General features: G+C 74.3%; 6 protein-coding genes. 1 reads left to right on the top strand and 5 read right to left on the bottom strand.

Going from position 1 to position 21,535, the window contains the following annotated elements; translation table 11 throughout:
• Positions 1–20 precede the first annotated feature (20 nt).
• The 4 genes from O7606_RS03615 to O7606_RS03600 form a co-directional block, all read right to left on the bottom strand.
• Positions 21–7,838 carry a non-ribosomal peptide synthetase gene (locus O7606_RS03615; protein ID WP_281597562.1) on the bottom strand — a complete coding sequence of 2,606 codons (7,818 nt, stop codon included), beginning with the start codon at positions 7,836–7,838 and terminating at the stop codon, positions 21–23.
• On the bottom strand, positions 7,838–15,952 hold the full coding sequence (locus O7606_RS03610; RefSeq protein ID WP_281597561.1) for a non-ribosomal peptide synthetase: 8,115 nt from the start codon (positions 15,950–15,952) through the stop codon (positions 7,838–7,840). Before O7606_RS03610 ends, O7606_RS03615 begins: the two co-directional genes overlap by 1 nt.
• Before the next feature lie 45 nt (positions 15,953–15,997).
• Entirely contained in the window at positions 15,998–16,222 is a 225-nt protein-coding gene (locus O7606_RS03605) for an MbtH family protein (RefSeq protein ID WP_281597560.1), read from the bottom strand.
• Positions 16,223–16,431: 209 nt separating this feature from the next.
• Positions 16,432–17,241 (bottom strand): helix-turn-helix domain-containing protein, encoded by an 810-nt coding sequence (locus O7606_RS03600; protein WP_281597559.1) that lies wholly within the window; start codon positions 17,239–17,241, stop codon positions 16,432–16,434.
• Positions 17,242–18,387: 1,146 nt separating this feature from the next.
• On the opposite strand from O7606_RS03600, the gene O7606_RS03595 reads away from it, so the two are divergent.
• Entirely contained in the window at positions 18,388–19,956 is a 1,569-nt protein-coding gene (locus tag O7606_RS03595) for a pectate lyase (protein ID WP_281597558.1), read from the top strand.
• 137 nt (positions 19,957–20,093) lie between these two features.
• Here O7606_RS03595 and O7606_RS03590 read toward each other — a convergent pair whose 3' ends face one another.
• Positions 20,094–21,353, bottom strand: a complete 1,260-nt coding sequence (locus O7606_RS03590) for a cellulose-binding domain-containing protein (protein WP_281597557.1) — start codon at positions 21,351–21,353, stop codon at positions 20,094–20,096.
• Between the last annotated feature and the right edge of the window lie 182 nt (positions 21,354–21,535).

The raw sequence follows: 21,535 nt of genomic DNA, 5'->3' as shown, positions 1-21,535 counted from the left end.
TCAGAGGAATGGGATCGGCGTCAGTCGCCGGCCGGCACCAGCTCGGGCAGGCGTCCGGCCAGCCGAGCGGGGGTCGGGTGGAGCATCAGCTCGACGATCTCCAGTTCCACGTCGAGCGCCGACTGGACGCCGTGCACCAGTCGCATCGCGGTCAGCGAGTCCCCACCGAGGTCGAAGAAGTCGTCCTCGACGCCGACCGGCACGCCGAGCACTTCGCTGAACAGCTCGCACAGCCGGGTCTGCCGGGCGTCGGCCGGCCCGGCGTCGACCCGGGCGGGCGCCGGTGGCAGCGGCGCGGGCAGGGCCGCGCGGTCGAGCTTGCCGCTGGGCGTGAGCGGCATCGCGGCCAGCGCGACGATCTGCGCCGGCACCAGGTACGCCGGCAGGGTCGCGGCCAGCTCGGCACGCAGCCGTTCCGGGTCGAACGATCCGGTCGGGGTCGGCACCACGTACCCGACGATCCGCCGGTTGCCGGGCACGTCCTCCCGGACCGCCGCGCCGGCGGCGGCCACGTCCGCGCCCCGGGCCAGGGCCGCCTCGATCTCGCCCAGCTCGACGCGGAAGCCCCGCACCTTGACCTGCTGGTCGTCCCGGCCGTGGTAGACCACCTGCCCGTCGCCGTCCCAGGCCGCCCGGTCGCCGGTGCGGTACATCCGCTCCCCCGGCGCGCCGAACGGGTCGGCCAGGAACCGTTCGGCGGTCAGCGCGGGCCGGCGCAGGTAGCCCCGGGCCAGACCGACGCCGGACAGGTAGAGGTCGCCGACCACGCCCGGCGGTACCGGTCGCAGGTAGCCGTCCAGGACGTGCGCCCGGATGTTCCAGATGGGCCGGCCGATCGGCACGGTCCGCGGTCGGTCGCCGACCGGCACCGTCCAGTGGGTGACGTCCACCGACGCCTCGGTGGGGCCGTACAGGTTGTGCAGCTCCGCGCCGAGGGTGGTGTGGACCCGGTGGGCCAGCTCCGGGTCCAGGGCCTCCCCGCTGCTGATCACCCGGCGCAGGCCGGTCCCGGCTCCGGCGGCCGGCTCGGTCACGAAGGCGGCCAGCACGGACGGCACGAAGTGGGCGGTGGTGACCTGCTCGCGGGTGATCAGTCGGGCCAGCCGGGCCGGGTCGCGCTGGTCCTCGGCGCTGGCCACGACGACCCCGGCCCCGGTGGCCAGCGGCCAGAACATCTCCCACACGGAGACGTCGAAGCTGAGGCTGGTCTTGTGCAGCACCCGGTCCGTCGGCGTCAGCCGGTACCGGTCCTGCATCCAGCGCAGCCGGTTGACGATGCCCTCGTGCGGGACGACGACGCCCTTCGGTCGGCCGGTCGAGCCGGAGGTGTAGATGACGTACGCGGGGTGCGCGGCCCGCGTCGGGGCGGTCCGGCGCCGGTCGGTGGGGTCGGTCGCCGGTTGCCGGCGGAGCTGGTCGGCGACGTCCGGATCGTCGAGGGCGAGGCACCGGTCGGCGGGGCAGCCGTCGGCGACCAGCGCGCCGACCGTCTCCCGGGACGCGACCACGCAGACGGCGTCGCTGTCGCGCACCATCAGCGCCCGGCGCGCGGCGGGATAGTCCGGGTCCACCGGCAGGTACGCCGCGCCGGCCTTGACCGTGGCGAGGATGGCCACCAGGCTCCACGTGGACCGGGGCAGCCCGACGGCCACCACCTGCTCCGGGCCGACGCCCCGACCGATCAGCAGGTGCGCCAGCCGGTTGGCCCGCGCGTTCAGCTCGGCGTAGCTCAGCTCCTCGTCGCCGCAGCGCACCGCGACCGCGTCCGGGGTCCGCGCCACCTGCGCCTCCACCAGGTCGGGCAGGATCGCCCCGGGCGCCGGCCGGGCCGTGTCGTTGGCGTCGGCGAGCAGCCGCCGTTCCGCCCCGGTGAGCGGGGCCAGCCGGCCGACCGGCCGGGTCGGGTCGGCGGCCACCACGCGCAGCAGCTCCCGCAGCCGCTCCAGGATGGCCGCCGCGGTGAGCGGGTCGACCAGGTCCGGCTGGTGGCTGAGCCGCAGCCGCATCCGGTCGCCGGGCAGCACCGCCAGGGCCAGCGGGTAGTGGGTGGCGTCCCGGCCCTCGACGTCGGTGACGGTGGCGTCCCCCATTCGCGGCGCGGCGTCCACCGCGACCGGGTAGTTCTCGAACACGTAGAGCGTGTCGAACAGCGGGCCGTGGCTGCCGGCGAGCTTCTGCACCGCGCCCAGCGGGAGATGCTGGTGCGGGGCCAGCGCCGACTGCTCGTCGTGCAGCCGGGTCAGCAGCCGGGCGAACGGCTCCCGGGGGTCGGTGCGCAGCCGCACCGGCAGCGTGTTGAGGAACAGCCCGACCATCTGCGCGACGCCGGGCAGCTCCGGCGGGCGACCTGACACGGGCGTGCCGAACACCACGTCGTCCCGGCCGGTGAGGTGGCCGAGCAGCACCCCCCAGGCGGCCTGGAGGACGGTGTTCACGGTCACCCCGCGCTCCCGGGCCAGGGCGGTCAGCGTCACCGTCAGGTCCGCGTCCAGCTCGGCGACGAGATCCCGGGGGTACGCCGTCGGGTGCGCCGCGCCGGGCCCGGCCAGCAGGGTCGGCCCGGGTGAACCGGCGAGCGCCTGCCGCCACGCCGCCTCGGCGGCCGGCCGGTCCTGTCGGGCCAGCCAGGCCAGGTAGTCGCGGAACGGCACGGCCGGTTCCGGCGCGACGCCGCCCAGGTGGTGCCCGTACCCGGCGATGAGGTCCCGGACGACCAGGGAGAGCGACCAGCCGTCGAGCAGCACGTGGTGGTGGGTGAAGACGAGGCGGTGCCGGTCGTCGCCCAGCCGGACCAGGCAGAACCGCAGCAGCGGCGGTCGGGCCGGGTCGAAGCGTCGGCGGCGTTCGTCGTCGGCGATCCGCGCGGCCCCGGCGTCCGCCTCCGCCGCCGGCCACGTCGACAGGTCGGCGTCCCGCCAGGGCAGCGGCACGTCCCGGCCGATCACCTGCACCGGCGGTCCGGCGAGCCGCTGCCGGAATCCGGCGGCCAGGTGGGGGTGGCGGGTGAGCAGGTCCTGCGCGGCCCGGCGCAGGGCCGTCGCGTCCAGCCGGCCGGTCAGCTCCAGCGTCAACTGGGCGCTGTAGAGGTCCGCGCCGGAGCCGGCGTAGCCGGCGTGGTAGAGGATGCCCTCCTGCAACGGGGCCAGCGGCAGCAGGTCGACCAGGTCGGGCCGTTCGGCCGTGATCGCGTCGAGCTCGTCCTGGGTGACGGTCACCAGCGGGAAGTCCGACGGGATCTGGCCGCCGACGGCCGACCCGCCCCGCTCGGCGGGCCGGCCGGTCGGCGCGTCGACGGCGTCGGCCAGCGTCCCCAGCGCCCGCAGCCACCGGTCGGCCAACTCGCCGACCTGCTCCTCGTCGACGGCGTCACCGGCCCAGGTCCAGGTGGCGCGTAGCTGCGGCCCGTCGGCCAGGTCGACGGCCACGGCGTTCAGCGACACGGCGTGCGGCAGCGGCATGTCGACGTCGACGTCGCCGCCCAGCGCGTCCCCGGGCAGCGGGGTCCAGTCGGTTTCCGTCGCGCCGCCGGCCAGCCGGCCCAGGTAGTTGAAGCCGAGGTCCGGTCGGCCGAGGCGGGCCAGCTCGGGGGCGGTGTCCGGGTTGAGGTACCGCAGCAGCCCGTACCCGACGCCGTGGTCGGGCACCGCCCTGACCTGCTCCTTGACCCGTCGTACGACGCCGGCCACGGCGGCGGGGTCCACGACGTACGGCCGGGTCGGGTCCGCCCCCGGCGGCGGGTCCAGCCGCAGCGGGAACAGGCTGGTGAACCAACCCACCGTGCGGGACAGGTCGACGTGGCCGTCGGGGGCTCCGACCGGCGTACGGCCGTGGCTCTCCACCTCCACCAGCAGCCCGCCGGGACGTCCCTCGGCGACCGCGATGGTCAACGCGGTGAGCAGCACCTCGTCGACTCCGGCGTGGTAGGCGGCGGTCACCCGGCCGAGCAGCGCCGCCGACAGCCCGGTGGGGACGGTCCGGGTCAGCGACCGGGCGGTGCGGGCGGTGTCCCGGGCCGGGTCCAGCGGACGGGCGGCGATCCGCGGCGGCGGGTCGGTCAGGGTCCGCCGCCAACGGTCCAGCTCGGCCGTGCGGGAGGGTCGGGTCGCCGCCTCGGCGAGCAGCGCCGACCAGCGCCGGAACGACGTGGCGACCGGGGCCAGCTCGGGCCGCCGCCCGGCGGCGACCGCCGTCCACGCGGCGGCCAGGTCCGGCAGCAGGATCCGCCAGGACGTGGCGTCGACGGCGAGGTGGTGGGCGGCCAGCAGCAGCCGGCCGGGGTGGTGGGGGCCGGCGTCGAACCAGACCGCCTGGAGCATGACCCGTTGCTCCGGGGCCAGCCGCGCCTGCGCCGCCGCGGCCTGGCGCGCCACGGTGGCCCGGCGGGCCGGGGCCGGCTCGTCCGGGTCGACCGCCACCCGGCGCAGCACCGAGCTGGCCGGCACGGTGCCCGGCGCGGACACGTCCAACCGCCACGGCCCGTCGGAGCAGGACGGCCGGGTCAGCCGCATGCGCAGCGTGTCGTGCCGGTCGAGCACGGCCTGCAGGGCGGCGGTCAGCTCCGTCCCGGTGGCCGCCGCCGGCACGGGCACCACCATGGACTGGTAGTAGCCGTCGACCGGTCCACCGGCGGCGCGCAGCCACTCCATGATCGGGGTCGGGTCCAGCTCGCCCGACCCGTCGTCCCCGGCGGCGACGGGCCCGCCGGCCGCCTGGTCGGCGGCCAGGTCGGCGACGGCGGCGAGTTGCGCGACGGTCGGGTGCTGCACGACGTCCCGGGGCCGGATCGGCAACCCGGCGCTCTGCGCCCGGCTCACCAACTGGATCGACGAGATGCTGTCGCCGCCGAGGGTGAAGAAGCTGTCCCGCACGCCGACCCGGGGCAACCCCAGCACCTCGGCGAAGAGCTCGCACAGCAGCTTCTCGGTCCCGGTGTCGGGCAGGTCGTCCGGGGTCGCCGCCGACGCCTGCCCGGGGGCGGGCAACGCCGACCGGTCGACCTTGCCGTTGCGGGTCAGCGGCAGGGCGGCCAGCGGCACGAGGACGTTCGGCACCAGATGGTCGGGAAGCTGGGCGGCGAGGAAGGCGCGCACCTGCGCCGGGTCGGGAGCGGGGTGGCCCGCCGCGCCGACCAGGTAGCCGACGAGCTGCCGGCCGCCCGCGCCGACCTCGCGGACGACCACCGCCGCCTGCCCGACCGTGGCGTGCCGGAGCAGCGCCGCCTCCACCTCGCCGGGCTCGATCCGGTGACCGCGTACCTTCACCTGGTCGTCCACCCGGCCGACGAACTCCAGGTCGCCGTCCGGCCGCCAGCGCGCCAGGTCGCCGGTGCGGTACATCCGCTCCCCGGGGGAGAACGGGTCGGCCACGAACCGGGTCGCGGTCAGGCCCGGCCGGCGCAGGTAGCCCCGGGCCAGGGCCCGACCGGACACGTACAGCTCACCGGCCACGCCGGCGGGGGTCAGCCGCAGGTCGTCGTCGAGCACGTACACCTGGCAGTTGCGGACCGGCCGGCCGATCGGCACGGCGGCCCCGGGGTCGACGTGGTCGGCGGACAGGTCGGCGCTGAGGGTGGCGCACACCGTGGTCTCGGTCGGGCCGTACGCGTTGACCATGCGCCGGCCCGGCGCCCAGAGGGACACCAGCTCGGCGGGGCACGCCTCACCGGCCAGCACCAGGGACCGCAGGGTCGGCAACGGCTGCACGGTCAACTGGGTGAGCACCGCCGGCGGCAGCGTGGCGTGGGTGACGCCGTGCGCCCGGATGAACGCGGCGAGCGGGTCGCCGACGAGCAGCCGTTCGGTCGGCACCACCAGGGCGGCGCCGGCGGTGAGCGCCATGCAGAGCTCCCAGAAGGAGGCGTCGAAGCTGGGCGAGGCGAACTGGAGGACCCGGGCCCGGCCGTCCACGCCGAGGTGGTCGGCCTGGGTGGCGGCGAGACTGCTGATGCCCTGGTGGGTGACGACGACGCCCTTCGGCCGCCCGGTGGAGCCGGACGTGAAGATCACGTACGCGGGGTGGGTGGGCAGCAGCGGGCCGACCCGGTCGGCGTCGGTGGGATCGTGGTCGGGGCGGGCGGCCAGCGCCGTCCGTACCGCCGGGTCGGCGAGGTCGAGGCGGGCCGACCCGGCGGCGACCGCGGCGGCCCGGGCCACCGGCGCGTCGTCCGGCCCGGCGAACACCACGCAGGCCGGCTCGGCGTCGGCCAGCATCTGCTCGACCCGGGGGCGCGGATACTCCGGGTCGACCGGCAGGTAGCCGGCGCCGGTCTTGCTGACCGCCAGAATCGCTGTGACCAGGTCCACGCCCCGGGGCATGGCGAGCGCGACGAACCGTTCCGGGCCGATCCCCCGGTCGATCAGCGCGTGGGCGAGCCGGTTGGCGCGGACGTTCAGCTCGCGGTAGGTGAGCGTGTGCCGGTCGGAGCGGACGGCCACCGCGTCGGGCGTGGCGGCGGCCCGCGCCTCGACCAGCTCCGGCAGGGTGGCGACCGGCACCGGCGACGGGTTGCGGCCCTGCGTCGACAGCCGGCGCCGGTCCTCGCCGCCGAGCAGGTCGAGGCGGCCGGCGCGCACGTCGGCCAGGGCGGGCAGGTCGGTCAGCAGCCGGGTGAACCGCCGCAGCAGCGCGTGGGCGGAACCCGCCGGGAAGAGGTCCGGCCGGTACGACAGCCGCAGCCGCAGCCGGGAGCCGCCGGCGGCGTTCAGGCTCAGCGGGTAGTGGGCCGCGTCGGCGGCGCCCACCGCGACCCGTACCGGCCCGCAGCGCAGGTCGTCGCCGCTGTCCGGGAAGTTCTCGAACGCCACGCAGGTGTCGAAGAGGTCACCGGCGCCGACCAGTTTCTGCACGTCGGCCAGCCCCAGGTGGTGGTGTTCGATCAGCTCGGCCTGCTCCTGCTGGATCCGGGCCAGCAGCCCGGACAGCGGCTCGTCGCGGCGCAGTCGGACCCGCACCGGCACGACGTTCATCAGCAGGCCGAGCATGCGCTCCGCGCCGGCCAGCTCCGGGGGGCGGCCGGAGACGGCCGCGCCGAAGACCACGTCCCGGCGTCCGGTGAGCTGACCGACCAGCAGCGCCCAGGTGGCCTGGATCAGCGTGTTGACGGTGAGGCCGTGCCGCCGCGCGAACCCGACGAGCGCCGCGGTGGCCGCCGGGTCCAGCTCGCCCGGCAGGGCCTCCGGCCAGACCGGAACCCGGGCCGGGTCGACCGGTGCCACGTGGGTGGGCCCGTCCAGGTCGGCGAACGCCGCCCGCCAGGCCGCCTCGGCGCCCGGCCGGTCCTGGGCGGCCAGCCAGGCCAGGAAGTCGCGGTACGGCGGGGCCGGCGGCAGCCCGGCGTCGTCCCCGCCGCGCTCGTACAGCGCGCACAGGTCCCGTACCAGCAGGGACGTGGACCAGCCGTCGAGCAGGATGTGGTGGTACGTGACGACCAGCCGGTGCCGCTCGTCGTGCGCCCGGATCAGCCGGAAACCGATCAGCGGGGCCTGGCGGAGGTCGAACCGGCGGCCCTGGTCCTGTTCGGTGAGTCGGGCCAGGGCGGCCTCCGGGTCCTCCCCGGCCGGGACGGTCTGCTCCGTCCAGTCCAGCTCCGGCCGGCGGACGATCACCTGCACCGGAGCGCCCGCGCGGCGTTCCCGGAAACCCGCCCGCAGATTGGGGTGCCGGCGCAGCAGTCCGTCCGCCGCCGCGCGCAGCGTCCCGACGTCCAGCGGACCGGTCAGGTCCAGGATCAGTTGCGCGGTCTGCACCTCCGGGCCCGTCGTCTGACGCCAGGAATGGAACATCATCCCGGCCTGCAACGGGGCCAACGGCAGGATGTCCTCGATACTCGACGCGCTCATCACGCCGCCCCCTGTTCCGCCGAGAGTTCCTGTTCGAGTTCGTCGATCTCTTCCTGGGTCAGCGCGACAAGCGCCAGGTCCGACGGGGTGTGCCCGCCGACCGAGGAGGTGGTCGAGGCGGTCACGATCGCCGCCAGCGCGGTCTGCCAGGCGTCCGCCAGGTCGGCCACCTCGGCCCCGGTCAGCACGCCCGCCGGCCACGACCAGGTGGTCCGCAGCTCCGGGCCGGCCGGACCGTCGACGGTCACCGCGCCGATCTCCAGCACGTGCGGCACCGGATGCCGGGGGTCCGCGCCGCCGCGCAGCGCCAGCCCCTCCTCCGCCAGCCCCCAGTCGCCGTCGTCGGCGGCGGGGAACCGGCCGAGGTAGTTGAACGCCACCTGCGGGGCGGGCAGCCCGGCCAGCACCGCCCGGCCCCGGGGGTCCAGGTAGCGCAGGACGCCGTACCCGCCGCCGGGTGGCAGGGCCCGGAGCTGCTCCTTGACCCGTTTCACCGCCGCGTCGACCACCGGCCCGCCGACGGGCGGCCGACTCCGGTCGACCGGGCCGGCGTCGAGCCGTACCGGGTGGATGCTGGTGAACCAGCCGACGGTGCGGGACAGGTCGGCGTCCGGCACGAGCCCGTCGCGGCCGTGGCCCTCCAGGTCCACCAGGACGTCGTCGTGGTCGCCGCGACCGAGCCGGGCCCGCCAGGGCGGCAGCGCCAGGGCGAGCGCGGTCAGCAGGATGTCGTTCACGCCGGTCCGCCAGGCGGCGGGGGCGGTGGTGAGCACGGCCGCGGCGTGCTCCGGCGGCACCGTGCGGGACAGCGTCTCCAGCCGGGCGAAGACGTCGACGGCGCGGTCCAGCGGCCGGCTGCCCAGCGTCGGCTCCGGCCGGTCCAGCAGCCGGGTCCACACCGGCAGGCCCGCCGCGTGCGTCGGGTCGTCGACCAGCGCCGCGACCCGGCGGGCCCACTGGCGCAGCGAGGTGCCCACCGGTTCCAGCTTGGGCCGCTCACCGGCGACGAGCGCGGCGCAGGCCGCCTGAAGGTCGGTCAGCAGGATCCGCCACGAGACCCCGTCGACGGCGAAGTGGTGCACGACCAGCAACAGCAGGTGGTCACCGGTCGGGCCGGCGTCGAACCAGACGGCCTGGACGAGGGCGCCCTGCTCCGGGCGGAGCCGGTCGCGGGCGGCCCGCGCCTGCGCGGCGACGAGCGCCGCCCGGTCGGCCGGGTCGACTCCGGTGAGGTCCACGCTGCGCAGACAGCCCTCGGCACGGGCCGCTCCGGGCGGCGGGATCTCCAGCTCCCAGGGCCCGTCCCCGTCACCGGCGGCGTCCGCCCCGCCGGTCGTGCTCCCGTCGGCGGCGGGGCCCGCGGGGCCGGGCCGGACCCGCAGCCGCAGCGCCGGGTGCTGGTCGAGCAGCGCCTGCAACGCCTCCCCGAGCTGGGCCACGGTCACCTCGGCGGGCGCCCGGACCAGCACCGACTGGCTGAAGGCGTCCACCGGGCCGCCCTGTTCCCGGGCCCAGGCCATGATCGGCGTCAACGGCACCGGCCCGACGCCGTCGTCCGCCGCCTCGGTGTCCACCCCGTCCACCGTGGTCGCCACGGCGGCCAGGGCCCGGACGGTGCGCTGCTGGTAGACGTCCTTGGGTTTGATGACCAGGCCGGCGCGGCGGGCCCGGCTGACCAGTTGGATCGACATGATGCTGTCCCCGCCGAGCTCGAAGAAGCTGCCGTCGACACCGAGGTCGGACACGCCGAGCAGCTCCGCGTAGAGCTGGCACAGGACGCGTTCGGCCGGGGTGCGCGGCGGTGGCCCGGTGAGCGAGCCGTCGAGCTCCGGATCGGGCAGCGCCGCCCGGTCGACCTTTCCGGTGGGGGTCAGCGGCAACGCGTCCAGCACCACGATCCGCGCCGGCAGCAGGTGCTCGGGGAGCCGCTGGCGCAGCCATTCGCGTACCGCCGACGCCTGTGGGGTGGCCGCGCCGGCCGGCACGACGTAGCCGACGAGGGCGGGATGCCCGGCCTGGTCGCCGCGCGGCGTCACCACGGCCGTGCCGACCTCCGGATGCTGGACCAGGGTGGCCTCGATCTCGCCGGGCTCGACCCGGAAGCCCCGGATGTTCACCATGTCGTCGGTCCGGCCGGCGTACTCCAGGTCGCCGTCGGGGCGCAGCCGGACCCGGTCGCCGCTGCGGTAGAGCCGGCCGCCGGGCCGGTCGCCGTACGGGTCGGCGACGAACCGGCCGGCCGTCAGGCCGGGTCGACCCAGGTAGCCGTGGGCCAGTCGGGCGCCCCCGACGTAGAGCTCGCCGGTCGCGCCGAGCGGCACGGGCACCAGCATCGGGTCGAGGACGTGGGTGGTCAGCCCGGCCACCTGCCGGCCGATCCGGCTGGGGCCGGCGCCGACGTCACCGGCGTCGAGGATCCGTTCCGTGACGTGCACGGTCGTCTCGGTGATGCCGTACATGTTGACCAGGCGTGGGCCGGCCCAGCCGTGCCGGTCGGCCCACCGGCGCACCGAGCCGTGGTCCAGCGCCTCACCGCCGAACACCACCCAGCGCAGCGCGTCGGGCCGGGGCGACCGGGCGTCGACCTCCTCGAACTGGGCGAACGAGGACGGGGTCTGACTGAGCACGGTCACCCCGCTGTCGGCCACCAGGCGGTGGAAGTCCTCGGGGCTGCGGGAGACCCAGTACGGCACCACGACCAGTCGACCGCCGGTGGTCAGCGCCCCCCAGATCTCCCAGACGGAGAAGTCGAAAGAGGCGCTGTGGAACATCGACCAGACGTCGTCGGGGCCGGCGTCCAGCCAGCGCCGACCCCAGCCGAGCAGCCGGGTGACGGCGGAGTGCGGGACGGTGACGCCCTTGGGGCGGCCGGTCGAGCCGGAGGTGTAGATGACGTAGGCGGGGCTGTCCGGGATGACGGCGGTCGCCGGGCCGGGCTCGTCGACGGGGGCCGGGTCGTCGCCGTCGAGCTCGACCACCCGCCAGTCACCCACCGGCAACCGACCAGCCGCCCCCGGACCACCCACCACCACCGACACACCCGAATCCACCAACATCAACGACAACCGCTCCGCCGGATAATCAAGATCCAACGGCACGTACGCCGCACCCGCCTTCAACACCCCCAACAACCACACCACCAGATCCACCGACCGCACCCCACACACACCCACCAACGAACCCCCACCCACACCCAACCCCCGCAACACCCCAGCCACCCGATCCGACCGCACCCCCAACTCCCCGTACGACAACCACACATCCCCACACACCACCGCCACCGCACCCGGCGACCCCACCACCCACCGACCCACCAACTCATGCACCAGACCACCGACCGGGCCATCCGCCGACGACCCGTCCACCGCGAGCCCTTCCGGCACCGACCGGTCCGCCGCCGACCAGGACGCCACCAGCGCCCGCTCCGCCGCGCCGGCCAGAGGTTCCCGCAGGTACCGCCGGTCCGGCGTGCCGGTCATGTCCCACAGGGCGCGGACGAACCAGTCGCGCAGCAGTCTGACCTGCTCGGCCCGCAGGGCGTCGGTGTGGTAGTCCACGGCCAGCAGCACCCGGTCGGAGACCGGGTCGCGGACCACGCCGATGTTGAGCGGGAAGTTCGTCGGCTCGGCGCGGACGGTGGAGAAGCTGCCGATCTTCCCGTCCAGGATCTCGGCGCTGCGGTCGGCCAGCACGTCGGCCATCACGTGGAAGTGGTTGTAGACGAAGTTGACGCTGACCGGCTGGTCCAGGCCGAGCCGACGCTGCACCTCGGACATGGGGAACCGGCGGTGCGGCAGCATGTCGCGCTCGGCGGCGAAGACCGCCCCGATCAGGTCGGTCCACGCGCCGTCGGGCAGCCTGAGCCGGAACGGCAGCGTGTTGAGGAACAACCCGCGCACCTCGTCGCCGCCGCGCTCCTCGGGCCGACCGTTGGCGGTCACCCCGACCAGCACGTCGGTGGAGCCGGTGGCGTAGCCGACGGTACGCAGACAGGCCGCGACGAAGAGGGTCTTCAGCGACACGCCGCACCGGTCGGCCAGGTCCCGCAGCGCGGCGCACAGCTCGGGGCTGAGCACCGTCTCCACCGAGCCGTAGCGCTGCCGCTCGTCCGTCTCGTACCACCACTCGCCGGCGATCCGGTCCTCGCCGGGCAGCTCGGGCGTCGGTCCGTCCGGCCACCGGGACAGCCGGGTGTCGGGCAGGTCGGCCAACCGCTGCCGCCAGAACCGTTCGGTCTCCGCCGAGGTGAGGGCGGCGCGTTCCAGCTCGACGAAGTCGCGGTACTGGGCGGTCAGCGGCCGGTGCGCCGGCTCGACGCCGTCGCGCAGCCCCAGGTAGACCTGGAAGATCTCGGTGAGGGTGGAGTGCAGGCTCCAGCCGTCGAACACGGCGTGGTGCTCGGTGAGCGTCCACTGGAACACGTCGTCGCCGCGGCGGTGCACGAACATCCGGAACAGCGGCGGCCGGTCGTGGTCGAACGGGGTGACCCGCTGGTGTTCCAGGTAGGCCCGGACGATCTCGTCCTGGGCCGCCTCGTCGAGGTCACGCAGGTCCGCCCAGCCGACCGGCAGGGTCGCCTCCCGGCGGACGAGTTGCAGCGGCTCACTGAAGTCGGTGAGCGACAGCGCCGTACGCAGGATCGGGTGCCGCCGTACCACGTGGTCGACGGCCCGTTGGAAGAGCACCGGGTCGAACGGCGCCCGGACCTTCACGCTGTCCACGTTGTGGTACGGCAGCCGCTCCGGGTCGCGGGTCATCTCGTAGACCATGCCCACCTGCAACGCGGTCATCGGGTACGCGTCGGCGAGGCCGTCCGGCAGGTGGTCCCGGTCGTCGGCGGCGACCAGCGCGAACGGCCGCCGTTCGGTGTCCCGCGGGGCGTCCACCACGGCGCACACGGTGGCGAGCTCGGCGATCGTCGGACGGTGGAACAGCTCCTGCAACTCGAACGTGACGCCGCCGGCCCGGGCCGCGCCGAGCACCCGGATGCTGCGGATCGAGTCGCCGCCCAGGTGGAAGAAGTTGTCGTGCCGGCCCACCCGGTCCAACCCGAGGGCCTCCGCCCAGACCTCGGCGAGCCGCCGCTCCACCGGCCCGTCCGGGGCGACGTACTCCCCGCTGTCGGCCGGTCGGACGTCGCCCGGGTCGGGGAGCCGCCGGTGGTCGGTCTTGCCGCTCGGGGTGAGCGGGATCTCCGTCAACTCGACGAAACGCGCCGGCACCATGTAGTCCGGCAGCCGGTCGGCCAGCCACTGCCGCAGCTCGGCGACCGGGGCCGTCGTGCCGGGCGTCGGCACCAGGTACGCGACGAGCTGCGGGGCGCCGGCGTCGTCGGCCCGGATGGTGACGACCGCGCCGGTGACGCCCGGATGCTGGTGGGCGACCGCCTCGATCTCGGTGAGCTCGACCCGGAAACCACGGATCTTGACCATGCGGTCGGCGCGACCGGCGTACTCCAGGTTCCCGTCGGGTCGCCAGCGGGCCAGGTCGCCGCTGCGGTAGAGGCGGGCGCCCGGCTCGTCGCCGACCGGGTCGGCCACGAACCGTCCGGCGGTGAGCCCGGGTTGGCCGAGGTAGCCCCGGGCGACCCCCGGCCCGCCGACGTACATCTCGCCGACGACGCCGACCGGGCAGGGCCGCAGGCGTTCGTCGAGCACGTGGATGGCCAGGTCCGCCAGCGGCCGACCGACCTGGGTCAGGGCCCGGGAGACGTCGTCCGGTACGACGGTACGGAAGGTGTCGTGCACGGTCGTCTCGGTGATGCCGTACATGTTGACCAGGTCCGGCTTGCGCCAGCCGTGCCGTCCGGCCCAGCGGCGCACCGAGCCGTGGTCCAACGGCTCGCCGGCGAAGATGACGTAACGCAGCTCCAGCGGGTCGCCCAGTCGGGCGTCGGCCGCCTCGAAGTGCACGAACGCGGACGGGGTCTGGCTGAACACGGTGACGCCCGTGTCCCGCACGAGCGCGTACAGGTCCTCGGGGCTGCGGGACACCCAGTACGGCACCACGACCAGTCGACCGCCGGTGGTCAGCGCCCCCCACATCTCCCAGACGCAGACGTCGAACGACGGGCTGTGGAACATCGACCAGACGTCGTCCGGCCCGAAGTGGAAGTCCCGGGACGCCGCCGAGGCGATCAGCCGGACGGCGTTGCGGTGGGTGACGGTGACGCCCTTGGGGCGGCCGGTCGAGCCGGAGGTGTAGATGACGTACGCGGCGCTGTCCGGCGGCACCGCCGGCAACGGTGGCGTCGACGCGGCCGTGGGGACCGGCCCGTCGCCGTTGGCCGATCCACCGGCGTGCGGCGACCCGTCGGCGTCGAGTTCCACGACCCGCCAGTCACCCACCGGCAACCGACCAGCCGCCCCCGGACCACCCACCACCACCGACACACCCGAATCCACCAACATCAACGACAACCGCTCCGCCGGATAATCAAGATCCAACGGCACGTACGCCGCACCCGCCTTCAACACCCCCAACAACCACACCACCAGATCCACCGACCGCACCCCACACACACCCACCAACGAACCCCCACCCACACCCAACCCCCGCAACACCCCAGCCACCCGATCCGACCGCACCCCCAACTCCCCGTACGACAACCACACATCCCCACACACCACCGCCACCGCACCCGGCGACCCCACCACCCACCGACCCACCAACTCATGCACCAGACCACCGACCGGGCCATCCGCCGACGACGCCTGCGGCGCGGACCACGACGCCACCGACGACCGCTCCGCCGCGTCCGCCGGGTCGAGGTCGCCGATCGCCAGCGTCGGCTGGTCGAGCGCGCCGGAGAGCAGGTGGGACCAGTGCCGGAAGAAGTACTCGACGGAGTCGCGCCGGAACAGGTCCGTGCAGTACTCGATCTCGACGTCGTACCGGTCACCGGTGTCGTAGACGGTGAACGTGAGGTCCAGCTTGGCGGTGTCGGTGGGCACGAACTCCCGGGTCAGGAAGTCCGACCCGCTGCCCTGGGCCGTCTCGTGGTACGCGAACAGCACCTGGACGAGCGAGCCGTGGCTGGGCGCGCGCTGCGGCACCAACTCGTCGACCAGCCTGCCGAACGGCACCTCCAGGTGCTCCAGGGCGGCGAGCAGCGACTCCTGGGTGCGATCCAGCACGGTGGCGAAGGTCGGGTCGCCGTCCAGGTCGGTGCGCAGCACCATCGTGCCGGCGAACAGCCCGACCACGTCGAGGAAGCGGCTGTCGTCCCGGCCGGCGACCGGTGTGCCGACGACCAGGTCGGTCTGGCCGGTCTGTCGGCGCAGGAAGGCATGGAAGGCGGCGAGCAGCACCACGTACGGGGTGATCCCGCTGCTTCGGGCCAGGGCCGTCACCCGGCCGCGCAGGTCGGCCGGCACGGCGAACCGCAGGGTCTCGCCGCGGTGGGTGAAGGTCCGCGGCCGGGTCAGGTCACGGCCGAGGTCGAGCAGCTCCGGCGCGCCGCGCAACTGGTCGACGCGGCGTCGGACAGCGTGCCGCGCCTCCGGCCCGTCCAGCCACCGCTGCTGCCGGACGCAGTGCTCGACGTACGTCGCTCCGGTCGTCGGCGCGTCGTCCGGTCCGGCGAGGGGGTCCCGGCCGGCGGTCGGTCCGGTGGCGGTCTCCCGGGTGGCGGCCAGGCCGGCGGCGAGCTGCCCCTCGATGATCTGCAGCGACAGGCCGTCCACGGCGATGTGGTGGAAGGTCAGGTGGATCAGGTCCACCAGGCCGTCGACGGCGAACACCGCCCCGCGGACCAGCGGCCCGGCGGTGAGGTCGAACGGCGTCCGGGACACGGTGTGGACGACGTCGGCGCGACGCGCGTCGCGGTCCGCCGCCGGGACGCCGGTCAGGTCGTGGATCTCCAGGGGGAACCCGCGGTCGGGCAGCGGGCGTTGCGTGGGGACGCCGGCGACCTCCTCGAAGGCCACGAAGAGCGCGTCGTGCCGGGCCAGCAGGCGGCTGACGGTGGCGACCGCCTGCGGCAGCGGCACGGCGGCCCCCGGTCGCCACGACACCGGGACGTGGTAGGCGGCGCTCGCCGGAGCGAGTTGGGCGAGGAACCACAGTTGCTGCTGCTCGCTGCTCAACGGCCGACGCCGGTCGTCCTCGACCATGGGGGTCCTCCCGCCAGACTGATCACCTGCTGTGTCCACCGAACGTCAGCGCCCCTGCTTCTCGGCCCGCGCCATCGCCAGGGCGAGGCTCTTCGGTCGCATGTCCAGCCAGTTCTCCTCGACGTGCCGCAGCGCCTCCTCCCGGCCGCCCGGGCCCCACTCCACGGTCCAGCCCGCCGGGACCTCGGCGAATTCCGGCCACAGCGAGTGCTGCCCTTCCGCGTTCGCCAGCACGAAAAACGTGCCGTTTTCGTCGTCAAATGGATTCATGTTCGCCTCCGGTCCACGTCGGGGTCGCCGACGGCGTCGACCTCGACGCCGATATCGGCAAGCAGCATCGTGCCGAGTGGCACGCCGAACGCACCAGAAATTGTCAGTTTCCCCAACTGACAGTTGGGGTGGGGAAAAGGTCGGGCAACGCGTCGCGGCCGGGGCGGCATCCGCCGCGCCCGGCCCGTGGTCACCCGTGCCCGGTGTCGCTACGCCTCCCCGGCGACCGGCAGCAGCGACACGATCTGCAGGTCGTTCACGCTCGGGTCGGTCAGGGTGACGACGTCGACGAGCGTCGTCTGCTGGTCACCGGAGAGCCGCATGCCCCGGCGGGACCGCAGCGGGTACGGCTGGGCGTGGTCGTCCCACAGGCCACGGACCTCGGGGCTGGTCTCCAGCCAGGCGTCGACGAGCGCGGCGATGCCGGTGTCCTGGGGGTGCCGGGCCCGGGTGATCCGCAGCTCGGTCAGCAGCGGGGCCACCCAGTCGCTCTCCCAGTTGACCAGCCGCCGGCGGGCGTCGGCGTCGGTGAACAGCCAGCGGGAGTAGCTGGGATCGGTGCGCAGCCAGGGGTAGTAGCTCTCGCACACCTCGTTGTGCAGCACCACGTGCGCGTACCGGTCGAGGACGTAGGTCGCCCAGCGCTGGCCCTCGACGAAGTGCCGCAGGGCCGGGTCCAGGGCGCCCGGGTCCGGGCCGGTCAGGGCCGGGGCCGGCATGCGGCCGATCGCCAGCAGGTACATCAGCTCCCGCTCGTACCGGTTCAGGCGCAGCGCCTCGGTCACCGCGTCGAGGAACGCGTCCGAGTAGTTGGCCCGCACGCCGCGCTCCAGGTTGCTGTACCAGACGACGCTGACCCCGACGACGTCGGCGATCTCCTCCTGGGTCACGTTCGACCGCCGCCGCCGACGGTGTCGGGGCGCCTGGTGGTCGTCCGGGGCGAGCCGGTGACGCCACGCCTTCACATAGGCGCCCAGGTCGCTGTTCAGATCCGCCGAAACCTGTCGTCTGCTGGTCATCATCCCTCGTTCTCGGAGCAGCAGCCTCGAATGGTCGTCCACACCCACGCCACCCCGCTCCGAACCCGTCCACCGGCCGCGACGACGCCGGCCGACCTGACCGCTGCCCCTCGCGCCGACCCAGGCGACGCCGGGACGCCCCGGAGACGGCCGCCGGTGTCGACCGGTCGATCCGGGAAAAGTCGGAGGACATCCAGGAGGTTCAGCTCCGGGACGTCCGTTTCGTCCGCCTGGCGGTCGGGTCACGCCCGCTCGGGCGGCGGGAAAAATCGGACGCTTACCCTCTTAGGGTCAGCTTCCATAACACTCTCCCATACGGAACGCGTTGGCCCCGAAACGCTCTATCGCAGCCGGGGCCGCGAGCCATACGTATCGAGGATCGTCATATTGCACCAGATCGCGGAGCAGCACGCCAGAGCGGACGCTCCGAAAATGTGATCAAGATTTTCGGTCCGGCGATAACGTCTGCCCGGAAAGCCACGGACCAGCCGACTTTACCTGGCTGTAACATGACCACATATCGGAAATATCGACGTTCGATTCAATCGGAATTCAAACTCTTCCCGGCGTCAAGAAATGACAGGCGCCCCCGCCGACGCCCGCCATCCCGACGCCCGCCATCCGGCGCGGCACCCGGCGACGTCCACCCCGGCGACGTCCGCCCCGGCGACGTCCACCCCGGCGACGTCCACCCCGACGACGTCCGCCGCGCGTGCGCCCCCCGGTCGTCCGCCCTCCGACGACCTCCCGGCCCCGCCGGGCCCCAGCCACGACCCTCCGCGCGGAGCCCCGCGTACGTCCGCCCGGACCACCGCCCCGACCAGGATCCCCGCCTGCGGGCCGACCGCCCGGGGCGCGCCGGAACTCCGGGGGGTCGACCGATCCCGCCCTTGCAGATCCACAGACATCTACCTATTCTCACGAGAGAGGAAAGCGCTTTCCGATGGTGAGGACCGTCCCCATGACCTGACCACCCGCCCTCCACCACCACTTCCCCACCGCGACGGACACCGTCCCCCGTCGCTCCGGCGACCGTTCCCGCGCCGGCGCCCGTCCCACCCACCCCCGCCCCGCCGGTGGCCGGCCACTGCCCCACCGGGAGCGGCGGCGACCCACACCGCACCCCCACGACGAAAGCGAGCAACGATGAGACGACCAGTCGTACGACGACTGCAGGCGGCGGCGCTGGCCACGACGGCCGTCGGCGCCGCGATCGCGGTGGCCCTGCCGACCCCCCAGGCCTCGGCGGCGGCCGGCGGCGCCACCGGCTACGCGACACTCAACGGCGGCACCACCGGCGGGGCGGGCGGGCAGACCGTCCGGGCCACCACGGGAACCGCGATCCACACCGCCCTGTGCACCCGGGCCAGCAGCAGCACCCCGATCATCATCCAGGTGGAGGGGACCATCAACCACGGCAACACCGCAAAGGTCTCCGGCAACAGCTGCAACACCGCCGCCGGGGTGATCGAGCTCAAGCAGATCAGCAACGTCACCATCGTCGGGGTCGGCGGCGGGGCCGTCTTCGACCAGCTCGGCATCCACATCCGGGAGGCCCGCAACATCATCATCCAGAACGTGACCATCCGGAACGTCAAGAAGTCCGGCTCGCCCACCTCCAACGGCGGGGACGCCATCGGCATGGAGAGCGGCGTACGCAACGTCTGGGTCGACCACGTCACCCTGGAGGCCTCGGGCGGCGAGGACCAGGGCTTCGACGGTCTCTTCGACATGAAGGACGACACCCAGTACGTGACCCTGTCGTACAGCATCCTGCGCAACTCCGGCCGGGGCGGGCTGGTCGGGTCCAGCGAGAGCGACCGCTCCAACGGCTACGTCACGTACCACCACAACCTGTACGAGAACATCGACTCCCGTACGCCCCTGCTGCGCGGCGGCGTCGCGCACATCTACAACAACCACTACAACCGGCTGAACGAGTCGGGCATCAACTCCCGGGCCGGCGCGCGGGCCCGGGTGGAGAACAACTACTTCAAGGACGCCCGGGACGTGCTCGGCACCTTCTACACCAGCGAGCGCGGGTACTGGCAGGCCAACGGCAACATCCTCGACAACGTGACCTGGTCCGCCGCGGGCAGCGACACCTACCCGGCCGGCCCCGGCATGACGTCCAACGCCACCGTCAGCGTCCCCTACTCCTACAGCCTGGACGGGGCGAGCTGCGTGCCGAGCGTGGTCAGCCAGACGGCCGGCGCGAACAAGGGCCTGAAGGTGTCCGACGGTAGCTGCACGCCGCAGACGCCGGCCCCGACGCCGACCAACCCCACGCCGGGGCCGACCAACCCGACGCCGACCCCGAGCAACCCCACCCCGACGCCGAGCCAGCCGAGCGGGACCAATCTCAGCCTCGGGGCGGACGCCGACGGCTCCAGCAAGGCCAGCGGCACCAGCTACGGCAACGTGACCGACGGCAACCTGGGCACCTACTGGTCGCCGAGCGGCTCGACCGGCCGCGTCTCGGTCAAGTGGGGCTCGGCCACCACGGTCTCCCGGGTCAACATCCGGGTGGCCCCGGGCGGCGGGACCATCGGGTCGTGGCGGATCGTCAACAACGACACCGGCGCGGTGCTGGCCACCGGCAGCGGGGCGGCGGCCGTCAGCTTCGCCCGGACCTCACTGAAGAAGATCAACTTCGAGATCACCAGCGCCAGCGGCACGCCCAGGGTCGCCGAGTTCGAGACCTACGCGAGCTGACGTGGTCGACCGTCCGGGCCGCACGCGCCGGCCCGGACCGGTCACCCGACGTACGCCACCGGGGCGGGGGCCGTCGCACGTGACGGCACCCGCCCTTCGGTGTCTCCCCTGCCCCGGGCAGGCGGGCCGGACGGGGGTCAGCAGCCGATCCGGCTGCCGCCCATCGCGACGTCGTCGAACCACAGCGTGTCCGCGCCCTCGCCGTAGCTCTCCCAGCCCAACCGCAGGTCGGTCAGGTTGGGCCGCCAGTTGGCGCGGTTGAGCCACTGGCCGTCGACGTCGTGGGTCGGCGTGCCGTCGGCGGTCAGGCCGGTGACCGCGGCGCCGTCCACCCAGGTCTGGAGCCGGCCCTGCGTCCCGTCCACCAGGAACTCGACGCAGGTCCAGCGGTTCGTTGGCAACGGCATGCTCAACGCCACCCCGGCCGGGCTCTGCTCCGGCAGGGTGGCGTCGTCCGAGGCGCGGTTCCACTGCAGGGCCCCGTTCTGGCCGCCCATCCGCAGGTCCCGGTTGCCGTCGTTGGCGTCGCGCATGGCCAGGAACGTGACGTGCTGGGTGGGCAGGGCGGTGGTGTGCCGTACCCAGAACCGGCCGTACCGCACCGCGCCGAGGCCGCTGAGGTCCCGGTTGGCCCGGACGAAGACGTGGTTGCAGTAGCCGGTGGCGCCGTTGATCCGCACCGAGCGGCTGCCCGTGCGGGCCACGGCGCTGTCGACGGTGGCGGTCCCGGCGCCCTGGCAGTCCGGGTAGCTCACGGCCCAGGCGCCCGACGGCGTGCCGCCGGTCTGGTCCTCGAAGCCGTCACAGAAGGCGGCCGAGCCGCAGCCCGTCCCCGGCGGGGGCGTGGTGGGGGGCGGCGTCGTGGGCGGGGGCGTGGTCGGCGGGGGCGTGGTCGGCGGGGGCGTGCTGGGGGGCGGCGGCGTGGTGGGCGGGGGTGGGGTGGTGGGCGGGGGTGGGGTGGTGGGCGCGACGCCACAGCCGGCGCCGGTCACCGTGATGCCGGTGGGCGCGGCGGCGCTGCCGGCGTAGGTGCCCTGCACCCCGAACTCGACGCTGCCACCGGCCGGCACCGACCCGTTGTACGGCATGTTGACCGCGGTCACGGCCGCGCCGCTCTGGGTCACCTGGGCGTTCCAGCCGCTGGTGATCCGCTGGTCCCCGCCGTAGGTCCAGGAGACCGTCCATCCGTTCAGCGGGGTGTCCCCGGCGGTGACCCGGACGGAGGCGGTGAACCCGCCGGGCCAGACGTTGGCGACGTAGCTGGCCTGGCAGCCGCCCGCCGCCCGGGCGGTCGGGGCCAGCGTGAGCCCGGTGACGGTGACGGCGGTCGTGGCGGCGAGCACCACCGCCAGGCCGGCGGCCAGGCGGGCGCGACGGTACGGTGTGGAAACCCTCATCAGGGTCGTGGTCCTCTCGGGAGTGCTGCCGTCCGGCGGGACGCCGGTGTCGGCAGGGTGGGGGTACGGCGGCGACAGCCGACACGGCTGTGCCGCCCGGCGGTACTCCTCGGCTCCCACGCGTCGCCTCGCCCGCCGGAACGCCCCGCCAGCCCGTGCGGTCGTCCGGCGACGACACCCCC

It is taken from the genome of Micromonospora sp. WMMD882, from assembly GCF_027497255.1.
In the GTDB taxonomy this organism is placed as follows: domain Bacteria; phylum Actinomycetota; class Actinomycetes; order Mycobacteriales; family Micromonosporaceae; genus Micromonospora.
This window is presented reverse-complemented; position numbering and strand designations above follow the sequence as displayed.